An 18,876-nucleotide genomic window follows, 5' to 3' on the forward strand; every position below is an offset into this window, starting at 1 on the left:
CAGGTTTCTCCAGTGGTGCCTGGCCGCCCGGGCTGCTTCGGCAGCGGGCGGTCTCTTTTCAGATGGACGCCGCCGGAGCCTGCCGAACCCACGCATAGCCGATCGAGCGAGGTCCATGACCCATCCCGCTTTCGAACCGAATCAGCCGGCTATCGGTGCCCACCGCGCGAAGGGCGCAACGGGCGCCGCGAACGCGCCCGAACTCATTCTGGCCACCGCCGGCGTCAGCAAGACATTCCCCGGCGTGAAGGCGCTGCAAGGCGTCGATTTCCGTCTCTTTCCCGGCGAGGTTCACACGCTGATGGGACAGAATGGCGCTGGCAAGTCCACCTTGATCAACGTGCTCACCGGCGTGGTCGCGCCGGATGCCGGCACGATCCGTCTCGGCGGCGAAGTGGTGGCGTTCGCGTCGCCGCAGGAGGCCGAAGCGGCCGGTGTCCGCACGCTGTATCAGGAAGTGAACCTGTGCCCGAATCTGTCGGTGGCCGAGAATATTTTCGCGGGCCGGCAACCGAGGCGCTTCGGCGCGATCGACTGGCCCGACATCAAGCGGCGTGCCCAGGCTGCGCTGGCGCGTCTCGACGTGTCGCTCGACGTCACACGCTCGCTCGACGCGTATCCGATCGCCGTGCAGCAGATGGTGGCGATTGCGCGAGCGCTGTCAGTCGACGCGCGCGTGCTGATTCTCGACGAGCCGACTTCGAGTCTCGACGACAGCGAAGTCGCGCAGCTTTTTAAAATACTTCGGCATCTTAAGCAATCGGGCATCGCGATTCTGTTCGTCACGCATTTCATCGAACAGACCTATGCGATTTCCGACCGCATCACGGTGATGCGCAATGGCGAGCGCGAGGGCGAATATCTCGCGCGCGATCTGTCCGCCGATCAACTCGTCTCGAAAATGGTCGGCCACGAGCGCATGAGCGCGCGTTTGCGCGAAGCCGCGCACGACGCGCAGGCAGCGCAAGCGGCGCACGAGTCTGACGAGGGCGTGCCGGCGTCGCAGGCTGCGCAGCCGTTCATGGAACTGCGCGGCGTCGGCCGGCGCGGCACGCTGCAGCCAATCGATCTCGACGTTCAGCCCGGCCAGATTCTCGGCCTCGCCGGCCTGCTCGGCTCCGGCCGCACCGAAACCGCGCGCCTGCTGTTCGGCGCGGATCGCGCGGACAGCGGCACGATTCTCGTCGATGGAAAGCCCGTGCGGCTGCGCTCGCCGCGCGACGCGGTGCGCCACGGCATCGGCTATTGCGCGGAAGACCGCAAGAAAGAGGGCATCGTCGCCGAACTGTCGATCCGCGAGAACATCCTGCTCGCCTTGCAGGCGCGGCGCGGCTGGTGGCGCAAGATCAGCCGGCAGCGCGCGCGTGAGCTGGCCGATCTGTGGATCGAGCGGCTCGGCATCAAGGCCTCGGACGCCGAACAGCCGATTGGCCTGCTGTCGGGCGGCAACCAGCAGAAAGCTCTGCTCGCGCGCTGGCTCGCCACCGACCCCAAGCTGCTGATTCTCGACGAACCTACGCGCGGCATCGACGTCGCCGCCAAGTTCGACATCATGGACCGCCTGCTGGCGCTGTGCGCGAACGGTCTGAGCATCCTGTTCATTTCGTCGGAGATCAGCGAGGTGCTGCGCGTGAGCCATCGCGTCGCGGTGCTGCGCGACCGCCGCAAGATCGCCGAAGTCGCCGGCAAGGCGTCGACCGAAGACAACATCTATCGACTCATCGCGGGGAGCGGCGAATGAAGCTATCGAACTGGTTCGCGCGCGACGGCGTCGAACGTCCGTTGATCTGGCCGTGCGTCACGCTCGCGTTGCTGTGCGGCCTGAATCTGTGGGTGAATCCGCATTTCCTGTCGCTGCGCATGCTCGACGGCCATCTGTTCGGCGCGCCGATCGACGTGCTCAATCGCGCCGCGCCGCTCGTGCTCGTCGCGATCGGCATGACGCTGGTGATCGCGACGCGCGGCATCGACATTTCGGTCGGCGCGGTGGTGGCGATCGCCGGTGCCGCCGCGGCCACGATTCTCGCGACGCAGCCCGTACCGAGCGCTGGGCTCGTCGCGCAGGCGCTGGTGGCGGCGTTGATCGTCGGCGTGTTGAGCGGCATGTGGAACGGCGTGCTGGTGTCCTTTGTCGGTATGCAACCGATCATCGCCACGTTGATCCTGATGGTCGCGGGCCGGGGCATCGCGCAGTTGCTGACGGCCGGGCAGATCATTCCGATCGGCGCGCCCGGCTATCTGTTCGTCGGCGGCGGCTACTGGCTCGGCGTGCCGTGTTCGGTGTGGATCGCCACGGTGGTGGTGCTGGCGACCGCGGCGCTCGTCGAAGGCACGGCGCTCGGCCTCTTCATTCGCGCGATCGGCGTCAATCCGGTGGCGACGCGTCTGGTCGGCTTGCGCTCCAAGGCGCTCGTATTCGCGGTGTACGGCTTCTCGGGCCTGACCGCGTCGATGGCGGGCATCCTGATCAGCTCGAATGTGCGCAGCGCCGACGGCAACAATGCGGGCCTGCTGCTCGAACTCGACGCGATTCTCGCGGTGACGCTCGGCGGCACGTCGCTGCTCGGCGGCCGCTTCAGTTTTGCAGGAACGGTGCTGGGCGCGCTGATCATTCAGACGCTGACGTACACGACCTATTCGATCGGCGTGCCGCCTGAGGCGACGCTCGTCGTCAAGGCAGCCGTGGTCCTCGCGGTCAGCGTGATCCAGTCGCCGGCGGCGCGTGCTCTCGCGATGTCGTTCGGCGCGTCGATCTTCAAGCAACGCGGGGTGGCACGATGAAACGACTTCTTGATGCCCTGGCGCATGTCGTCGATCCGCGCACGTTGCCGATCGCCGTCACGATCCTGTTGTTCTGCGCGCTGTTCGGCTTTGGCTCGGTCATGTACACCGGTTTCTTCTCGTGGCAGGTGCTGCTCGATCTGCTGGTCGACAACGCATTTCTGCTGATCGTCGCGATTGGCATGACGTTCGTGATCGTGTCGGGCGGGATCGATCTGTCGGTGGGCTCGGTCGTCGCGCTGACGACCATCGTCGAGGCGGTGCTGTCCGAACACATGCATCTGTCGGTGTGGGTGATCATCCCGATCGTGCTGCTGATGGGCACCGTGTTCGGCGCGGTGCAGGGCGCGCTGATTCATTTCTTCCGTCTGCAGGCATTCATCGTGACGCTGGCCGGCATGTTCTTCGCACGCGGCCTGTGTTTTCTGATCACGACGCAATCGATCACGATCACCGATCCGACGTTCCAGAAGATCTCGGCGTTTCGTCTCGACATCGGCATCGGCTCGGTCACGGCGAACGTGCTGATTGCGATGGTGACGCTGCTGGCCGCAATCTTTGTCGCGCATTTCACACGCTTTGGCCGCAATGTGTATGCGGTGGGCGGCAATCCGCGTTCGGCGCTGCTGATGGGTCTGCCGGTCGCGCATACGAGGATCGGTGTGTATGCGCTGAGCGGTTTCTGCTCCGCGCTGGGCGGCGCGGTGTTCACGTTCTATGTGTTGTCGGGCTATGGCTTGCAGGGGCAGGGCATGGAACTCGACGCGATTGCGGCGACCGTGATCGGCGGGACCTTGCTGACGGGCGGCGTGGGGTATGTGATCGGCTCGCTGTTCGGCGTCGGCATTCTCGGCACGATCCAGACGCTGATCACGTTCGATGGCACGCTCAGCTCGTGGTGGACCCGCATCGTGATCGGTGCGCTGTTGTGCGCGTTCTGTCTGTTGCAACGGTTGATCGAGCGGCACGCGAAGTCGGTGCGGCGCCCCGGTGGCACCGCCGCGGTCACGACGCCGGGACATGGGCATGGACACGCGCATGGCGAGACATCGGCCACGGCGTCGGATTCGCAGGTGCTTGGGCGGGGAACGCCGGAGCAGGCGTGAGGCGGGCTGCGCACGCGGCGGCCTGACTCGGGCGCTGAGTTGCCTGCCTCCGGTTTCGGGCAGCGTCGCCCCGTGCAGAGGGCTGAAGGTGAAAAAGCTGGCGCTGGTGCAAAGCGGATGCGGACCACATCACCGTTCACGGCCGCGTTAGCCAGTCTCCAACCGCCGCCGGGCCGTCGCCACCAGTCTGTCGAACGAAAGACCGCCGGCCGCAAGCGCTGCGGCATCCGGAAAATGCTCGCGCGTAATGTCGGTCAATACCTGCCCCGGGGGCGCCTCGATCAGCACGCGCGCACCCATTTCCTGCATTGCGGTGAGCGCGTCGAACCAGCGCACGGTGTAGCGCATGTTGGTGGCGAGATCGTCACGGATCGCGTCGGCCGTATACAACGGTCGGCCGCCGCGATTGCCGATATACGTGCTGCGCGGCGCTTGAAAAGGGACCTGGCTCACGTAGGCGAGCAGTTCGTCGCTGGCCTGCGCGAGCAACTCGCAATGCGACGGCACGCTCACCGCGAGCCGCGTCGCTTTACGCGCACCCGCCGCCATTGCGCGGGCGATGAACGCATCGAGCGCGTCGTTTGCGCCCGCCATGACGATCTGGCGCGGCGCATTCACATTGCCGATATAGACGCGTTGCCGGTTCTCATCCGCATGCCGCGCGGCGAGTGTTTCCAGCTGATGCTCAGTCAAGCCCGATATCGCCGCGAGGCTATATCCGGACGGATATGCCGCTTCCATCAGTTCGGCACGCCGCCGCACCATTTTCAACGCGTCAGCGAACTGCACTGCGCCGCAACTCACCGCTGCCGCATACGCACCGACCGACAGCCCCGCGCTGATCTCCGGCGCGAGCTGTTCGTCAGCCAACGCGCGCGTCACGGCCACGCCCGCGATCGTCAAGCCGACCTGCACGGCAACGGTCGAACGGAGCGCGTCCGGCGTGTCCAGGGTCAACACGTCGAGGCCGAGTACTTGCGAGGCTTCTTCGAGTGTGTCGCGCACTGCGCGATGCTGCGGCAGACTGTGCAGGAGCCCATCGGTCTGTGCGCCCTGGCCGGGGAAAAGCAGCGCAAGCATCAGACGGCACCGCTTCGAGTTGTACGAGCGATGGTTTGCGCCCACGGATCGGCAAGCAATTGCGGACCGCTTGCATGGCGCACCATCACACGCGCTTTGCCGGCAGCCCACTCGGCGAGGGCGACGCCACCCGCTGGCGTTTCGAGTTGCGCATCGACACGGATGCCGATGCGTTCCGCAAGCGCCTGCAGTTGATCGAGCAACGCGCGGGCGCTGTCTCGCGCGAGCGGTTCGGGCGTGCGGATCAGAAGATCGAGATCGCTCGATTCGCTCACTGCCGGTGCACGCGTGGCCAGTTCAAAACCGGCGCTGCCCGTCGGTCCCCAGACAAAACCCGCCAATGGACCGCCCGAGCAGTTTTGCAAAAAGGCGAGGGCAGCGAAAGGAGGCAACGTATCGCGACCGGTCAGCGGCCCGGTTTGCCGCAAGCTCTCCGGCGAGACCACAGTCACGACATCGGCCGCACGCGCCCACGTGCCATAACGCTGCGCCCGTTCGACACCGCGCAGGCCGATCGCCACCAGGCCTTCTGGCGCCGGCGCGCGTCTGACGACCGCATACGGCGCGCGCTCGAACGCGTCACGAACCCACGCCGGCTCGTCATCGAACACCTGCAGTTGCCGCAGACACAGCAGGTCGTGCGGACGCCCCCGCGCATCGCACGGCAACGCGTGTTCGGCAACGAACGGCGGCGCCGCGCAAACTCGCATCACACGGCATCCCATTGTTGCGCAAGCCGCCGCCGCACCTCGATCGACGCCGCGCGATTCTTCTGCGCCGCCGCCGATTCCAGCCGATGCGCGAGCGTGCGGCCACCGTCGCGTGCGCTGCGAACCTGCTCGCACAACACCTGACGCACACGTTCGATCTGCGCTGCATCCGGCGCGTCCGCATCGACGCCTTCGATCAGTTGATCGAGCAGCCCGAGCTTCGCAAACGACGCCATCGAATACGACATCGGCACGATGGTTTCGCCGAGCGCGTCGAGTGCTTCGACCGTGCGGCGCGTGACGCGCGCGGCCGCTTCCTTGCCCATTGCGTGGACCATCGTGCCGGGCGCGTCGAGCGCGACGATGCGGTTGGCCTGATAGCCGTGCGCGAGGAACGCGCCCGACATCGCCGGCCCGACGATCAGCGCGACCACCGGATGGCCCGCGTCTCGCGCCGACGCATACGCATCGACGGCGGCCGCGCAGGCGAGGTGGATGCCGAGCATTTCCTCGCGATAGCCATACGCCTGGCTCTTCACATCGACGATCGCGACGATCGGCCGGCGCGTGCCGCCCGCATTGTCCAGCGCGATGGTTTCGCGCACGGCGCGCGCGAGCTGCCAGCCCTGTTCGAGGCCGACCACGTTGTCGGTTGCGCGCGGGAAGCGGTTTGCGGGATCGGGCACGACCGCGATGAAGCGCGCCGTCTCGCCGCCGAGCGGCGCATCACCGCTCCATACCGGCGCCTGACCCGACGGTTCGCCGGCGAGTGAAAGGAACCAGCGCGCGCCGCGGCTCGATTGAATGTGGCTCATGCTTGCTCCTTGCGCGCGACGTGTTGAACGCGGGGGTTGTACACGCCACGCATGCTCTGCGGTGTGACGCTGGCCGGGTCGATCTGCGCGAGCCGGTTCAGAAACACGTCCACCTGTTCGCTGCGATGCGCGGCCGGCACGCCTTGCTTGAACGCCGCATGCACGGCGGCGCGCAGCGCATCGGCATCGTCGTCGACCAGTTGATCGGCGAGCGCGCTCGCCGTGCGCTGTTCGCCGCCGATCAGTTGCCACACGCGACGGCGATCGCTCGCATCGAGTTCGTCGATGCCCGCTTCCTGCTCGATCACCTCGGGGCCGTTCATGCCGAGCCGGCCCTGCTTCGTCACGATCAGATACGAGCACAGCGCCGCCGCGAGCGACATGCCGCCGAAGCAGCCGACCATCCCCGCGATCACGCCGACCACCGGCACGTGCCGGCGCAACGCGACGATCGCCGCCTGAATCTCCGCGATCACCGCGAGACCCAGATTCGCTTCCTGCAGCCGCACGCCGCCGGTTTCGAACAGCACGACAGGACGCACGAGCTTGCCGCGTTCGCAGTCGCGCAGCGCCATCTCGAGCGTCGCGGCGATCTTGCTGCCCGAGACTTCGCCGATGCTGCCGCCCTGGAACGCGGACTCGATCGCAGCGATGACGGCGGGCTCCCCGTCGATCGTGCCGCGCGCGATCACGCAGCCGTCGTCGGCCTGGCAGACCACGCCCTGCAGCGGCAGCCACGGCGACTCGATCCTGTCGAACGGGCCGAGCAATTCGCGGAAGCTGCCCGCGTCCAGCAGCGAGCGCGCGCGTTCACGCGCGGGCAGTTCGATGAAACTGTCGCGCAATAGCGGCGCGCAATGGGTGCTTACACTCGTGTTCATGCGTCGTCTCCTTCTTCGGCGGCTTCGACCGCTTCGGCGAGCCGCAACGCGACTACGCCGGGCGTCGCGCCGAAGTCGTTGATTTCGATTTGCGCGGCGCCGTCGTAGCGGGTGAAGAAGCGGTCGAGCACGCTTTTCCAGATGTGGCTGTAGCCGTCGACGCTGGTGCGCACGACCACATGGGCTGCGAGCGAGCCGCTGGGATCGGAGGGCGAGAGCAGCACTTCCAGATCGCCCGAACCCACCACGCCGACATGCGCGCGGGTCGTGACGGCGCGTTGCGCCGGATAGTCGAAGGTCAGATGTTCCATGGGTCTGGGCTCCGGCCGGCGCGGTGGTGCGCCAGCATGTCGAGAAAGAGGGTGGCGGCGAGCAGATCGGCTGCGCCGCCGGGCGATGCGTTGAGCGACAGCAATTCGTGTTCGAGTGCGGCGAGCGCGGCGCGGCCCGCGGGCGTCGAACTGCCGCCGGCTTGCAGCACGCGGCGTGCGCCGTGTTGTCCGGCGTGCAGGCCGGGCAAGCCGGCGCGATGCAGGAGGCAGGTGTCGTCGAGCGAGGCCATGATCGCGAGCAATGCATCGACGCGCGCGGCGTTTTCCTCGATGCCTTTGGCACGCGCCGCGAGCAGCGCGGGCAAGCCGACGTCGATTACGTGCGGGAAACCGTCTTGCGCTTCGCGGCGTGCGCCGCCGACCTGGTAGCGCTGTCTTGCGCGTTCGCCGTGACTGTCGGAGGGCGCGGCGAAGCGGTCCGGGAAACAGGCGACTTGCGCGGCACGCGTGCAGATTTGCGATGCGTCCGGATGCTCAGTATGACCGGCGGTCGACCGGCGATCGGACGCAGCCGCGAAAGTACTCGCGGGCGAAACCGCGCAGGCGTCCATCGCCGCCCCCGCGACCAGCAAGCCGACGATCCAGATCGCGCCGCGGTGTGCATTGCTGCCGCCGGTGGCCCGCAACATGTCCTGCTCGCCGGCGCGGCCGATCTGCGCGAGTTCGGTGCGCAGCAGCGCCGACGGTTCGCCACGGCGGCGCGCTGTGCGCGCGAGCGCCGCGAAGGTCGGTTCGAGTGCCTGTGCGGAACACAGCATCGTCGCGAGATCGAGGTCGCGATGCGCGCCGCTGCCGCGCTGGTCGACCAGCGCGGGCTTGGGCGTGAGCTGCGCTTCATCGATCAGCGCGGTGCTCGCATAGTGGGCCAGTTGCGCGTCGGAGGGCGCGGCGCGGCGCGAATCGGCGCGCGTGGCATGGGCACCCGCGCGGGGCGATTGCGCCTCGCCCTCCAGCGCGCACGACCGCACCTGCGCACGCTTGAGCCAGGCAGCGGGCGCCATCGTCACCAGCTCCTGAAGCGCGCCGGCGGCGCGTACAGGCCGCCCGACCACGTCACCAGATCGTCGATGCTGCGTGCGGCCAGCAGCGAACGCTTGGCTTCGCCGCGCCGGATGCCGAGATCTTCCGGATACGCGACGATGCCGCGCCGGCGCAGCCCGGCGGTCTTTTCAGGCCTGGCGCGCAAGCCGATCGGCGTGACGCCGGCCACGGCGGCGATTGCCGCGCGCCGCTCGTCGATGCCCTCGGCCTTGTGCAGATGCGCGATGCCTTCCTCGGTGACGACGTGGCTCACGTCGTCACCGTAGATCATCACCGGCGCAACCGGCATGCCGTTTTTCGCGCCGACCGCGACCGCGTCGAGTTCATCGACGAAAGTCGGTTCGCCGCCTTTCTTGTACGTCTCGGCCAGTTGCACGACCAGCTTCTGGCCGCGCGACACCGGGCCTTGGTCCTTCAGCAGCTTGAGCCATGCTTCGCTCGAATGACGCCGGCCGCGTGGATCGTGGCCCATGTTCGGCGCACCGCCGAAGCCGGCGAGGCGTCCACGCGTGACGGTCGACGAATTCGCGTCGGCGTCGATCTGCAAAGTCGAGCCGATGAACAGATCGACTCCGTACTGCCCGGCCAGTTGGCACAGTACGCGATTCGAGCGCAGGCTGCCGTCGTTGCCGGTGAAGAACACGTCGGGACGCGCCTCGATATAGGCCTCCATGCCGACCTCGCTGCCGAAGCAATGAATGCTGTCGACCCAGCCCGATTCGATCGCGGGAATCAGCGTGGGATGCGGGTTGAGCGTCCAGTTGCGGCAGATCTTGCCCTTTAGCCCGAGCGATTCGCCGTAAGTAGGCAGCAGCAATTCGATCGCCGCGGTATCGAAGCCGATGCCGTGATTGAGCGAGGTCACACCATACGGCTCGTAGATGCCGCGAATCACCATCATCGCGGTGAGCACCTGCAGGTCGCCGATGTGGCGCGGATCGCGCGTGAAGAGCGGCTCGACGGCGAATGGCCGGTCCGCCTGCACGATCACGTCGACCCATGAGCCCGGAATGTCGACGCGCGGCAATTCGTCGACGATCTCGTTGACCTGCACGATCACGATGCCGTGACGGAACGCGGCGGCCTCGGCGATGGTGGGCGTGTCCTCGGTATTCGGGCCCGTGTACAGATTGCCGTGGCGGTCGGCCTTTTCCGCGCACAGCAGCGCGACGTGCGGCGTCAGATCGACGAACATGCGCGCGTACAGTTCGACGTACGTATAGATCGCGCCAATTTCCAACTGGCCGTCTTCGAGCAGTTGCGCGACCCGCAAGCTCTGCGGCCCGGCAAACGAAAAGTCGACCTTGTGCGCGATGCCGCGCTCGAACAGCGTCAGATGCTCAGGACGACTGATGCTCGAAATCAGCAGATGCACGTCATGCAGCTTCTGCGGATCGACCTTGGCGAACGAGCGGGACAGAAAGTCGGCCTGCTTCTGGTTGTCGCCTTCGAGCGCGACGCGGTCGCCGGGCTGGATCAGCGTTTCGAGCGCATCGACGATGCGGTGGGTCGGCAGGACGCCGTCTTCGAGCCACGGAGCGATGGCCGCGAGGCGACGGCTCTTCTCGTCGCGGCGCGTGGTCCATGAACGGGCGGAGGGTAGTGACGCAGTGGCTTCGGCGGGGCGGTTCATCGGCTCGGTCAACTCCCGGTGGTGGTGCGCGGGCGTCTGCCGCGCGGCTTCGGTTGATTCGCAAGCGCGGCTTCCGCCTGCGCGCGTTCGGTCAGAAAACGATGGAGCAGCTCGCCGGTGCCGAGCAGATGCGCGACGACGAGCGACTGGGCCATTGCGATGTCGCGGCGCTGCACGGCGTCGAGCAGCGCCGTGTGCTCATTGTCGGACTCGCCCTTGTACGCAGGCAAGCCGAACTTCAGACGCAGATACCGTTCGCCGCGCCGATGCAGCATGCCGATCATGTCCGCGAGTTGCGGACGCCCGGCGGGCGCATACAGGCTCATGTGAAACGCGGCATTGCGCGCGACGTACAGCGACGGGTCGGGCTCGCCTTCGGCGGCGCGGCACAGGTTTGCGGCTTCGCGCAGCGTCGCGGCGCTGTGGTTCGGAATTGCAAGGCCGATGGCGAGGCTCTCCAGGGCGGAGCGGATCTCGTAGATCTCGCGTGCCTCATCCGCCGACAACGGCGCGACTGTCACGCCTTTATGCACCGCGGCTCTCACCCAGCCTTCGCTCTCGATCTGCCGCAGCGCCTCGCGCACCGGAATCGCGCTGACCGAGAAGTGCCGCGCGATCGCGTCCTGGCGCAGCGGCGCGCCGGGCGCCAGCGTGCCGTCGACGATTGCCGCGCGCAGGGCCTCCGCGATCACACGCGAAGTGCTCTCGCGCGGCGCCGCCGCGGGCAAAAGCGGACCGCGTGCCGGGGCGTCCAGGGGAAAACCATCTGTTGCTTCACTCATAGTATCAAATATTATATATAAAAAGACGCGCTTTACACGCGGACAAACCCGGAAAGTTCTTTGCCGGCCGGCCCCGCGGGCCACGCCTCCGTCATACGAGGGTGGCCGTATCAATCCGCCTGCGCGCGCCATTCCATGTCGTCGTTCCCTGTAGTTCCGATTACGTACGCCCATCGCAGGGCCGGAGGAGCATGATGAATTCACTGACCGACAGTACACCGGTCGCGCGGCGCCGCACGCCGCTCAATCGTTCGCAGATCGTAGGTTTCTGGGGAGCATGGGCCGGCTGGACGCTCGACGGGATGGACTCGTTCATCTACGCGCTTGTGTTGACGCCGGCCTTGACCGAGCTGTTGCCGCGCTCCGGCTTTGCGGCCACGCCGGCAAATGTGGGTCTCGCCGGCTCGATCCTGTTTGCGCTGTTCCTGGTGGGGTGGGGGCTGTCGTTCATCTGGGGGCCGCTCGCCGATCGCTTTGGGCGCACCAAGGTGCTGGCCGGCACCATCTTCACGTTCGCGATTTTCACCGGGCTCGCCGCGACGTCTTCGAACGTGTGGGAACTCGGCATTTATCGCTTCATTGCGGGCGTCGGCATTGGCGGCGAGTGGGCGCTGGCGGGCACCTATGTGGCCGAAGCGTGGCCGGAGGATCGCCGCAAGATGGGCGCGGGTTATCTGCAAACGGGCTACTACGCCGGCTTCTTTCTCGCGGCGGCGCTCAACTTCACGATCGGCGTGCACTTCGGCTGGCGCGCGATGTTCCTCACCGGCGCGGTGCCGGTCGTGGTCGCGATTCTGATTCTGCTGCGCGTCAAAGAGCCGGAGAAGTGGCAGAAGGCGGAAGCCAACGCCGTGCAGAGCAAACCGCTGCGCGAAATCCTCGGGCCGGCCTATCGGCGCCGGACCTGGGTGGCGTGCATCCTGTTGACGATTGCGATCATCGGCTTGTGGGCGGGTGCGGTGTACGAGCCGTCCGCGGTGATTCAGCTGGCGACCCGCGCCGGCATGGCGAAGGCCGATTCGATCAGGATGGCGTCAGTGGCGACGGGGCTTTTGTCCATCGCGACGATCATCGGCTGTCTCGCGCTGCCGCCGCTCGCCGAGCGCATCGGCCGCAAGAAGACACTGGCGATTTACTTCGCCGGCATGGCGGTGTCGATCGTCGGCAGTTTCGGCTGGGCGTTCTATCTGCCGAACGGGCTCGCGCCGTTCATCGCGTGGCTTTGCGTGCTGGGCTTTTTCGGCGGCAATTTCGCGTTGTTCAGTTTGTGGCTGCCGGAGCAGTTCGAAACCCGCGTGCGGGCCACGGCGTTCGCGTTCTGTACGTCGTTCGGGCGGTTTGTCGGCGCAGGGGTCAACTTTCTGCTCGGTGCCGCGGTGCTGCACATGCATACGCTCGGCGTGCCGGTCGCGTTGACGGCGCTCGCGTTTGTGATTGGTCTCTTCGTGATTCCGTTCGCGCCGGAGACGAAGGGGGAGGTGTTGCCGCAGTGAGGTTGGCCGGGTGGCGTCAATAGGCCTTCAGCGCGATTATGCAGGCCAGCCTACGTGAGTGGATTCAGCAAGGAGTTGTCTGAATCCCTCTCTCTTTTTTTTGGAATCGGTTCGTTATCCGGATGAAGCCACGAGGTCTGGCGCCACTTTTTTTCCGCAGTGAGACGGGATCTCAATCCGCGTGCCGCCGCGCCTGTCCGCGAGGCCGCAGCAGCGACAGCAGCGGCCAGCCCAAATTGACGCCGAGGCTCGCCACCACGATCAGCGCCATGCCTGCGAGTTGCGGCAGCGACAGCGCCCGGCCGTACACCACCGCATCCACCACGATCGCGGTGAGCGGGTAGACGAACAGCAGCACCGCGATCACCGGCGTGCTTAGCCTGGGCAGTGCGCCGTAGATCAGCACATAGGCCAAGCCCGTATGCAGCACCCCCATGCCGACCAGCCAGAACCACTGCATCGGGCCGATATGCACCGCAGTGAGCGGCGCGATGAACGGCAGACATACCACGCCGACCGCGCATTGCGCGAGCGTCAGCAGATGCGGGCGCAGATTGCCGAGCCCTTTGGCAATCAGCGTGACGCTCGCATACAGCAGCGACCCGACCAGCGCCTCGCCGATCCCGATCAGATAACCCGAATGGCCCTGCAGATTCTCCGTGGCCGCGACGCCCGAGGCGAGCACGAGCCCGACGAAGGCGGTCGCGATCCAGCCGAGCCGATCCATGCCGAGCCGCTCGTTGAACAGCGCCGCGCCGATCAGCACGACCCAGAACGGCTGCACGTGAAACACGACCGTCGCCACGGCAATGCTGGTGCGATGGATCGCGTCGAAGAAGCCGACCCACTGTGTGACCATCAGCACGCCCGAGAGCAACGCGAGCGCGACGGTGCGGCGCGTGAAATGGGATCGCGTGAAAAAGCCCTTCCACGCGCAATACGCGGCAAGCGACATAAAGCCGAACAGGCAGCGAAAGAACACGAGCGTCAGCGCGCCGAGCCGCGCCTCCTCGACGAAGACGCCTAGCGTGCCCATCAGCAGCCCGCCGCCCGCGAGGGTGATCGCGCCTTGTTGACGTTGGGTGAGGGACATGCGAAGCGGCTCCGAGACGTGATATCCCGAGTATTGCGCGGCTTGCGTGGCACCGACAAACGAATTAAATTGAGTAATTCCATCAGCCGGATTGATAAATCATGCACCCCGAATTCGACGTCGACCTGTTGCGTAGTTTCGTCGCGGTGGTGGAGACGGGCAGCTTCACGAAGGCGGCGACCACCGTGCATCGCTCCCAGGCGGCCGTCAGCATGCAGATCAAGCGGCTCGAAACCATGCTCGGCACCACGCTGTTCGCGCGCAATACGCGCAATCTGTCGCTCACGCGGCCCGGCAATACGCTGCTCGAATACGCACGGCGCGTGCTCGCGCTGCACGAGGAGGCCTGGTCGGCGATCGTGCGGCCCGAGGTGACGGGGCGCGTGGTGCTCGGCGCGCCGGACGATTACGTGTCGTCGCTGCTGTCGCCGGTGTTGCGGCGTTTCTCGAACCTGTATCCGCATGTGGAGATCGAGATCGTCTGCGCGCAAAGCACGTCGCTCGCGCCGATGCTGGCCGATAACAAGATCGATCTCGCGTTCGTCACGCGCGACCGCAAGTTGCGCGGCGAATTCGTGCGCAGCGAGCCGATGGTGTGGGTGGGGGCATCGGTGGACACGCCGGTGCTGGCGGCGTCGCCGTTGCCGGTGGGACTCTACGAGCCCGGTTGTGTCGCGCGCCAGCACACGCTGGCCGCACTGGACGGCGCGCGGATCCGCTATCGGGCGGCGTTCAGCAGCGCGAGCCTGATGGGTCTGGTGGCGACCGTGGATGCGGGCTTGTCGGTGATCGCACTCACGCGTTGCAGCGTGCCGGCGCGGCTCGCGATTCTTGGCGAAGCGCAAGGCTTGCCGAAGATCGCGCCATTGGAAATCGTGGTGGCGCGCAGCGCCAAATCGGACCGGCCGACCTGCGATTATCTGGCTGCGCAGATGGTGCAGGATCTGTCGTTGCGGGCGCCGGCGCGTGGGGCGGGTGTGTAGGTGAACTGTGCGACGGGGGCGATCTGCAATCAGACCAGGCCCTGACCCGCAGACAAGCGGTCACCTTCCCATCCACCGCGAGCCGGGGCATTTCTTCAGATCGCGCGGCACCGCGGCGAACATCGACATCTGTTTGGTGTCCGGACGACAGTTGATGATCGTGCTGCCGGTGCCTTGCAGATCGGTCGAGTCGTCGAAGTTGCCGACCAGCACGTCGCCTTGCTTGACGGTGCCCGCCGTGACCGGCGCGACCACTACCGCGCACGGGTTTTGGTCACGGTTGTCGGGCACGGTGTTGATCGGCGTCGCGTGGTGCTTGATGGTTGCAAGGAAACCTTGCGGCTCGGCATACGCAACGGGGCCGTCGTGAAGGCGGCCGCGCTGACAGTGGCGGCGATCAGGGCCCGCGCGGCGGCAACGTGCGCGTGGGACGAGTCACGATTGAACCTCCGTGCCTGCGCACAAAGCAGTCGTGTCGGTCGTGATCGAAAGCATGGGTTCTGGTTTATCGATAGCGTACGGGGTGGGCGCGAACCGCATCAGAAATTGATGTTGGTCCGCACGCCGATGACGAACGTGTTGCGCAGCGGCTGCGTCGGGTCGTTCGGATTCTGGCCGGCGCCGGCATTGAACGTGTATTGGGCGTCGGCTTGCAGTTGCCACCACGGATTGACCTGATACTGATAGGTCGCCTCGAGCGTGGTTTCGCTGGTGCGCACGCCGTAGGGCCCGTTGGTGAAGGCCCGGAAGTCCTCATCGATTCCGTGCACGTGATTGCTCACCTTGATGTAGGTGAGCGCGAGGCCGACGCTATCGTCGTCGCGGCCGGCGAACGGTGCTTTCAACACGACCCCGAGGTTGGCCGCGATGCTCACCAGGTTGCGGTCGCCGGGGCCGCCCATCACGCGCGCGAACACACCGAGACTGCGCGGCTTGTCAGGATCAGGACGCCAAACCATCTGGTCGGCTACGGCGTAGATGCTGTAGTTGCCGCGATGATTCGCGGGCACGCCGGTCGATGCGGGATTCGCCAGCGACAAGCCGTTGTTGTCGTAGCGCTGGTCCGCGAAGCTGTTGTTGTTGTACCAGACGCCGATTTTGTAGGTGCCCGGCAATGCCTTGCTGCCGGTGCCGACCACTTCGCCGTCGGCCGGCTGGTTGATCGCGTATTGCAACTCGCCGATCCACAACGTGCCGTTGTGCAGATTGAAGTTTGTGCCGCTCAGGTTGTCCGGGTTGTTGCCGAGCGGGTCGCCGGAGAATACCCCGGCCAACGCCGTCAACGAAGGCGTGATCTGGCCGCGCACGCGCACGCCGAGGCCCGCCAGCGGATACGCCGGACCGCCGGACGGCATGTTGTACGAGGGCAGGGCGGGCCAGCCGAACATCGTGTTCAGGAACAGCGCCGAGTACTGGCTGGTGATGAATTCCTGGTCGATACTTTGCTGACCGATTTTCACGTCGACCCGCTTGTTCAGAAACGACTGCTGATACCACAACTCCCACAGGCGGGTAGTGTCCTCGGCTTCGATGCCGCTTGCCGTATTCAGTGTGCCGAGCTTGTTGGCGCTCAGGTTGGCGCCGTGAATCTGCAACGCGCTGACGTTGAACAGGCCGCCGGGCAGGCCGAACGCTTTTTGCGTATCCATCTGCACGGTGGCGGTCGTCAGACCGTCGTAGTCCGCGCCGCGCGCGAGGCCGCCGCGCAGATTGGCGAGCACTTCGCTGGTCTCGGTGAGCGTGAATGTCACGCCGTACTTGCCGAGCCAGGGGCGCAGGCCGCCGATGTCGCCGAGCATCTGATCGCGGTTCCAGAAGCCGGTCCACTGGCTCGTCTCGGTGGCCTTGATCTTCAGATCGGCTTCGGGGGCTTCCGGTGCGGCATCGGGATTGGCCTCGGCCATCGCGGCGGCGGTCGTCATCGATGCCCAGGCGAATGCGGTGCAGAGGGCCACGCGCCGCATGGAAGGCAAGCGGGTACGATAAGTTGCGCTGGCGCGCGCAGCGCTGTCGCGAACTGGACGTGCCTGAGCGACGCGGCCGTTGAGGTTGGCGAACTTCATCGAAATCCTTATTGGCGTTGTTCGACTGATTGATTCATCACGGACCAGCGATGTCGCCAGCCCGCGATTCGCCGTAACAGCCCGCGACGCCGTGCAGCAGATCACGCGAATCGGGCTCACGGGTATTGCAGGCGTCAATTTAACGGGAACGATTCTCATCAATATCACTGACATGTAATTTTGTACGTTACCTACTGTGGCTGGTTGATATTTGTAGGTAATTTGAACCGAATGAAAACGTAATTGAATCGTATGGGTGTGGACGATCGAACGTACTCGCGAGTGACGTGTCGAAGCGCACGATCAACCCGAAGCCCAACATAGTAAGGAGAAGTAGATGAAAACCCGCATTCTTTTGATGTCGATGCTGGTCGGCGGCAGTTTGCTTGGGAGCGGCGTTGCAAGCGCGCAACTGAATCTGAAGCAGTTCGGCCTTGGCGGCGGCAATAGTTCGGCGGGCGCCGCGCCGGCTGCCGAAGGCGGCATGTCACAGTTGCTGCAAACCTATGTGGGCGCGAACCAGCAGGTGCTGAGCGGCCAGTCGAGCCTCGCCTCGGCGATGGGCATGAGCAGCGCCGCAGGGCAGGCGCAGCAGGCCGCGGGTCTGCTCAGCGGCGGAACGCCGTCGGTCAGTCAATTGACGCAGGTGGGCAGCACGCAACAGTCGCTCTCGCAGAAGCTGACGGATGCGTTCGCGAGTCATGCGAGCGGCAGCGCGTCGGCGGCGCCGGTCGACAAGCAGGCGTTCACGGACGGCCTGTCATCGCTCGGCAAGGGCGTGAGCCAGTATTCGAGCCTGCAGTCGGGACTCGGCAGCATCGGTCAGATGAGCCCGTCTTCGCTGTTGCAGTCGGGGCTGAATCCGCAGACGGCGCAGAGTGCGTCGTACATCGCACAATCGGCGCCGGGCCAATTGCAGTCGCTGATGTCCACGCTGAATTCGGCGGTGCAGTTCGCGTCGAGCCACGGCATTACCGTGCCGTCGATCGCGACGTCGGCATTGAAAGGTATCCAGTAGCGGGCGGTACGCGCGTCGGGCGCCGCTCATGCAGTAGGACGGCGGCCGACGCGGTGACGGAAAGCGGCGAGGCGGCGCATCGGGCAAGCGGCAAGCAAGCGCGGCAAATGCGGCTATGATCTTGTCCCGAAACCGCCGGATCGCGTACCGGGCACACATGTGCAGGTCCGTCAGCGTCCAGCTCCAAAACCTACCGGGCCATGCCGATGTCATACGCCGTCAATCTGCAACACTACTTCGCCCGCATCGGCTACGAAGGCCCGCGCGCGGCCACGCTGGAAGTCCTTCAGACGATTCACAGACTGCATCCCGCAGCGATCCCGTTCGAGAATCTGAACCCGCTCACGCGGCGGCCGGTGAAGCTGGATCTCGAATCGGTCGAGAGCAAACTCGTCACCGCACGGCGTGGCGGTTATTGCTTCGAACAGAACGCGCTGTTCGCCAACGTGCTGATGCAACTGGGTTTCAAGGTCACGCCGCTGCTCGGGCGCGTATTGTGGGGGCGCGAGTCTGACGCGGTGCCACCTCGCACGCACATGGTGCTGCGCATCGACATTGGAACCGACGCGTGGATCGCCGACGTCGGCTTCGGCAGCGTCACGCTGAGCGCGCCGCTGCGGCTAAGCACGGGTCTCACGCAGCAGACGCCGCTCGGCACGTTCCGGCTCGCCGACGCATCGCGCGACGCGCTGTATCTCGAAGTGCAAGCTCACGACGAAAGCTGGGCGCGCGTCTATCGCTTCGACTTGCAGCCGGTGGAGTGGATCGATTACGAAACCTCGAACTGGTACACGTCGACGTCGCCCGATTCGATTTTCGCGAGCAACCTGATCGTGTGCCGCGTGTTGCCGGAAGCTCGTCTCACGCTGTTCAACGATCAGCTGAACGAGCGCGCTGGTAGCGGGCAGATGATTAGCGAGCGGCAACTCGTCAGCGCCGACGAACTTGCCGTATGCCTGCATGAGCGCTTCGGTCTGGACACCGGCGACATCGACATCGCCGAGGTGTTCGAACGCGTGCGCACGCCGGCGCAAAGCGCGTAACGTGTAGCGTTAAACGTGCAAC

Annotated in this window: 19 protein-coding genes; 8 read left to right on the top strand and 11 right to left on the bottom strand. The window is 65.8% G+C overall.

The window, feature by feature from the left end:
* Positions 1-115 precede the first annotated feature (115 nt).
* From HV770_RS22435 to yjfF, 3 genes are read left to right on the top strand one after another with little or no spacing between them, the layout of a single operon-like run.
* Complete coding sequence (locus tag HV770_RS22435) at positions 116-1,741, top strand: sugar ABC transporter ATP-binding protein (RefSeq protein WP_175163084.1); 1,626 nt, start codon at positions 116-118, stop codon at positions 1,739-1,741.
* Positions 1,738-2,781 (top strand): ABC transporter permease, encoded by a 1,044-nt coding sequence (locus tag HV770_RS22440; protein WP_175163086.1) that lies wholly within the window; start codon positions 1,738-1,740, stop codon positions 2,779-2,781. Before HV770_RS22435 ends, HV770_RS22440 begins: the two co-directional genes overlap by 4 nt.
* Positions 2,778-3,887: a galactofuranose ABC transporter, permease protein YjfF gene (gene yjfF, locus HV770_RS22445; protein ID WP_175163087.1), complete on the top strand. Its 1,110-nt coding sequence runs from the start codon at positions 2,778-2,780 to the stop codon at positions 3,885-3,887. The genes HV770_RS22440 and yjfF overlap by 4 nt, the downstream gene beginning before the upstream one ends.
* Positions 3,888-4,034: 147 nt before the next feature.
* Here yjfF and mdcH read toward each other — a convergent pair whose 3' ends face one another.
* The 8 genes from mdcH to HV770_RS22485 are packed head-to-tail and all read right to left on the bottom strand — an operon-like array spanning position 4,035 to position 11,161.
* The gene (gene mdcH / locus HV770_RS22450) at positions 4,035-4,967 is read right to left on the bottom strand and encodes a malonate decarboxylase subunit epsilon (protein WP_175163089.1); all 933 of its coding nucleotides are present in this window, start codon (positions 4,965-4,967) and stop codon (positions 4,035-4,037) included.
* The gene (locus tag HV770_RS22455; protein ID WP_175163091.1) at positions 4,967-5,677 is read right to left on the bottom strand and encodes a malonate decarboxylase holo-ACP synthase; all 711 of its coding nucleotides are present in this window, start codon (positions 5,675-5,677) and stop codon (positions 4,967-4,969) included. The genes mdcH and HV770_RS22455 overlap by 1 nt, the downstream gene beginning before the upstream one ends.
* Positions 5,677-6,492 (bottom strand): biotin-independent malonate decarboxylase subunit gamma, encoded by an 816-nt coding sequence (gene mdcE, locus HV770_RS22460; protein ID WP_175163093.1) that lies wholly within the window; start codon positions 6,490-6,492, stop codon positions 5,677-5,679. Before mdcE ends, HV770_RS22455 begins: the two co-directional genes overlap by 1 nt.
* On the bottom strand, positions 6,489-7,373 hold the full coding sequence (locus HV770_RS22465) for a biotin-independent malonate decarboxylase subunit beta (protein WP_175163095.1): 885 nt from the start codon (positions 7,371-7,373) through the stop codon (positions 6,489-6,491). Before HV770_RS22465 ends, mdcE begins: the two co-directional genes overlap by 4 nt.
* Positions 7,370-7,684 (bottom strand): malonate decarboxylase subunit delta, encoded by a 315-nt coding sequence (locus HV770_RS22470; RefSeq protein WP_175163097.1) that lies wholly within the window; start codon positions 7,682-7,684, stop codon positions 7,370-7,372. The genes HV770_RS22465 and HV770_RS22470 overlap by 4 nt, the downstream gene beginning before the upstream one ends.
* Positions 7,672-8,706 (bottom strand): triphosphoribosyl-dephospho-CoA synthase, encoded by a 1,035-nt coding sequence (locus HV770_RS22475; protein ID WP_175163099.1) that lies wholly within the window; start codon positions 8,704-8,706, stop codon positions 7,672-7,674. The genes HV770_RS22470 and HV770_RS22475 overlap by 13 nt, the downstream gene beginning before the upstream one ends.
* A 2-nt stretch (positions 8,707-8,708) precedes the next feature.
* On the bottom strand, positions 8,709-10,379 hold the full coding sequence (gene mdcA / locus HV770_RS22480) for a malonate decarboxylase subunit alpha (RefSeq protein WP_175163101.1): 1,671 nt from the start codon (positions 10,377-10,379) through the stop codon (positions 8,709-8,711).
* Between the two features lie 8 nt (positions 10,380-10,387).
* Positions 10,388-11,161, bottom strand: coding sequence for a GntR family transcriptional regulator (locus HV770_RS22485; protein WP_175163103.1), 774 nt, complete (start codon positions 11,159-11,161; stop codon positions 10,388-10,390).
* A gap of 194 nt (positions 11,162-11,355) precedes the next feature.
* Between HV770_RS22485 and HV770_RS22490 the strand changes: the two genes are divergently transcribed.
* Positions 11,356-12,654, top strand: a complete 1,299-nt coding sequence (locus tag HV770_RS22490) for an MFS transporter (RefSeq protein ID WP_175163402.1) — start codon at positions 11,356-11,358, stop codon at positions 12,652-12,654.
* 172 nt (positions 12,655-12,826) lie between these two features.
* Here the strand turns inward: HV770_RS22490 and HV770_RS22495 are convergent, their stop codons facing one another.
* Entirely contained in the window at positions 12,827-13,747 is a 921-nt protein-coding gene (locus HV770_RS22495; RefSeq protein ID WP_175163105.1) for a DMT family transporter, read from the bottom strand.
* A gap of 101 nt (positions 13,748-13,848) precedes the next feature.
* Here HV770_RS22495 and HV770_RS22500 point away from each other — a divergent pair, with 101 nt between their 5' ends.
* Positions 13,849-14,730 (top strand): LysR family transcriptional regulator, encoded by an 882-nt coding sequence (locus HV770_RS22500; RefSeq protein WP_121321548.1) that lies wholly within the window; start codon positions 13,849-13,851, stop codon positions 14,728-14,730.
* Positions 14,731-14,790: 60 nt separating this feature from the next.
* Here HV770_RS22500 and HV770_RS39815 read toward each other — a convergent pair whose 3' ends face one another.
* Positions 14,791-15,021 carry a hypothetical protein gene (locus tag HV770_RS39815; protein WP_425497465.1) on the bottom strand — a complete coding sequence of 77 codons (231 nt, stop codon included), beginning with the start codon at positions 15,019-15,021 and terminating at the stop codon, positions 14,791-14,793.
* 248 nt (positions 15,022-15,269) lie between these two features.
* A complete protein-coding gene (locus tag HV770_RS22510; protein ID WP_175163107.1) occupies positions 15,270-16,793 on the bottom strand; it encodes a carbohydrate porin in 1,524 nt (507 codons plus the stop codon).
* Between HV770_RS22510 and HV770_RS22515 the strand changes: the two genes are divergently transcribed.
* The 3 genes from HV770_RS22515 to HV770_RS22525 all read left to right on the top strand — a co-directional run bounded on the left by HV770_RS22515 (position 16,780) and on the right by HV770_RS22525 (position 18,854).
* Positions 16,780-16,971 (top strand): hypothetical protein, encoded by a 192-nt coding sequence (locus HV770_RS22515; RefSeq protein WP_175163109.1) that lies wholly within the window; start codon positions 16,780-16,782, stop codon positions 16,969-16,971. The two genes, HV770_RS22510 and HV770_RS22515, sit on opposite strands and share 14 nt — an antisense overlap.
* A 159-nt stretch (positions 16,972-17,130) precedes the next feature.
* Positions 17,131-17,811, top strand: a complete 681-nt coding sequence (locus HV770_RS22520; RefSeq protein WP_175163111.1) for a hypothetical protein — start codon at positions 17,131-17,133, stop codon at positions 17,809-17,811.
* 206 nt (positions 17,812-18,017) lie between these two features.
* The gene (locus HV770_RS22525) at positions 18,018-18,854 is read left to right on the top strand and encodes an arylamine N-acetyltransferase family protein (RefSeq protein WP_175163113.1); all 837 of its coding nucleotides are present in this window, start codon (positions 18,018-18,020) and stop codon (positions 18,852-18,854) included.
* Positions 18,855-18,876 lie beyond the last annotated feature (22 nt).

This window comes from Paraburkholderia fynbosensis (assembly GCF_902859935.1).
GTDB lineage: Bacteria > Pseudomonadota > Gammaproteobacteria > Burkholderiales > Burkholderiaceae > Paraburkholderia > Paraburkholderia fynbosensis.

Coding starts and splice junctions, on each gene's coding strand:
- HV770_RS22435 (WP_175163084.1), top strand. CDS start 116: ATGACCCATCCCGCTTTCGAACCGAATCAGCCGGCTATCGGTGCCCAC.
- HV770_RS22440 (WP_175163086.1), top strand. CDS start 1,738: ATGAAGCTATCGAACTGGTTCGCGCGCGACGGCGTCGAACGTCCGTTG.
- yjfF (WP_175163087.1), top strand. CDS start 2,778: ATGAAACGACTTCTTGATGCCCTGGCGCATGTCGTCGATCCGCGCACG.
- mdcH (WP_175163089.1), bottom strand. CDS start 4,967: ATGCTTGCGCTGCTTTTCCCCGGCCAGGGCGCACAGACCGATGGGCTC.
- HV770_RS22455 (WP_175163091.1), bottom strand. CDS start 5,677: ATGCGAGTTTGCGCGGCGCCGCCGTTCGTTGCCGAACACGCGTTGCCG.
- mdcE (WP_175163093.1), bottom strand. CDS start 6,492: ATGAGCCACATTCAATCGAGCCGCGGCGCGCGCTGGTTCCTTTCACTC.
- HV770_RS22465 (WP_175163095.1), bottom strand. CDS start 7,373: ATGAACACGAGTGTAAGCACCCATTGCGCGCCGCTATTGCGCGACAGT.
- HV770_RS22470 (WP_175163097.1), bottom strand. CDS start 7,684: ATGGAACATCTGACCTTCGACTATCCGGCGCAACGCGCCGTCACGACC.
- HV770_RS22475 (WP_175163099.1), bottom strand. CDS start 8,706: ATGGCGCCCGCTGCCTGGCTCAAGCGTGCGCAGGTGCGGTCGTGCGCG.
- mdcA (WP_175163101.1), bottom strand. CDS start 10,379: ATGAACCGCCCCGCCGAAGCCACTGCGTCACTACCCTCCGCCCGTTCA.
- HV770_RS22485 (WP_175163103.1), bottom strand. CDS start 11,161: ATGAGTGAAGCAACAGATGGTTTTCCCCTGGACGCCCCGGCACGCGGT.
- HV770_RS22490 (WP_175163402.1), top strand. CDS start 11,356: ATGAATTCACTGACCGACAGTACACCGGTCGCGCGGCGCCGCACGCCG.
- HV770_RS22495 (WP_175163105.1), bottom strand. CDS start 13,747: ATGTCCCTCACCCAACGTCAACAAGGCGCGATCACCCTCGCGGGCGGC.
- HV770_RS22500 (WP_121321548.1), top strand. CDS start 13,849: ATGCACCCCGAATTCGACGTCGACCTGTTGCGTAGTTTCGTCGCGGTG.
- HV770_RS22510 (WP_175163107.1), bottom strand. CDS start 16,793: ATGAAGTTCGCCAACCTCAACGGCCGCGTCGCTCAGGCACGTCCAGTT.
- HV770_RS22520 (WP_175163111.1), top strand. CDS start 17,131: ATGAAAACCCGCATTCTTTTGATGTCGATGCTGGTCGGCGGCAGTTTG.
- HV770_RS22525 (WP_175163113.1), top strand. CDS start 18,018: ATGTCATACGCCGTCAATCTGCAACACTACTTCGCCCGCATCGGCTAC.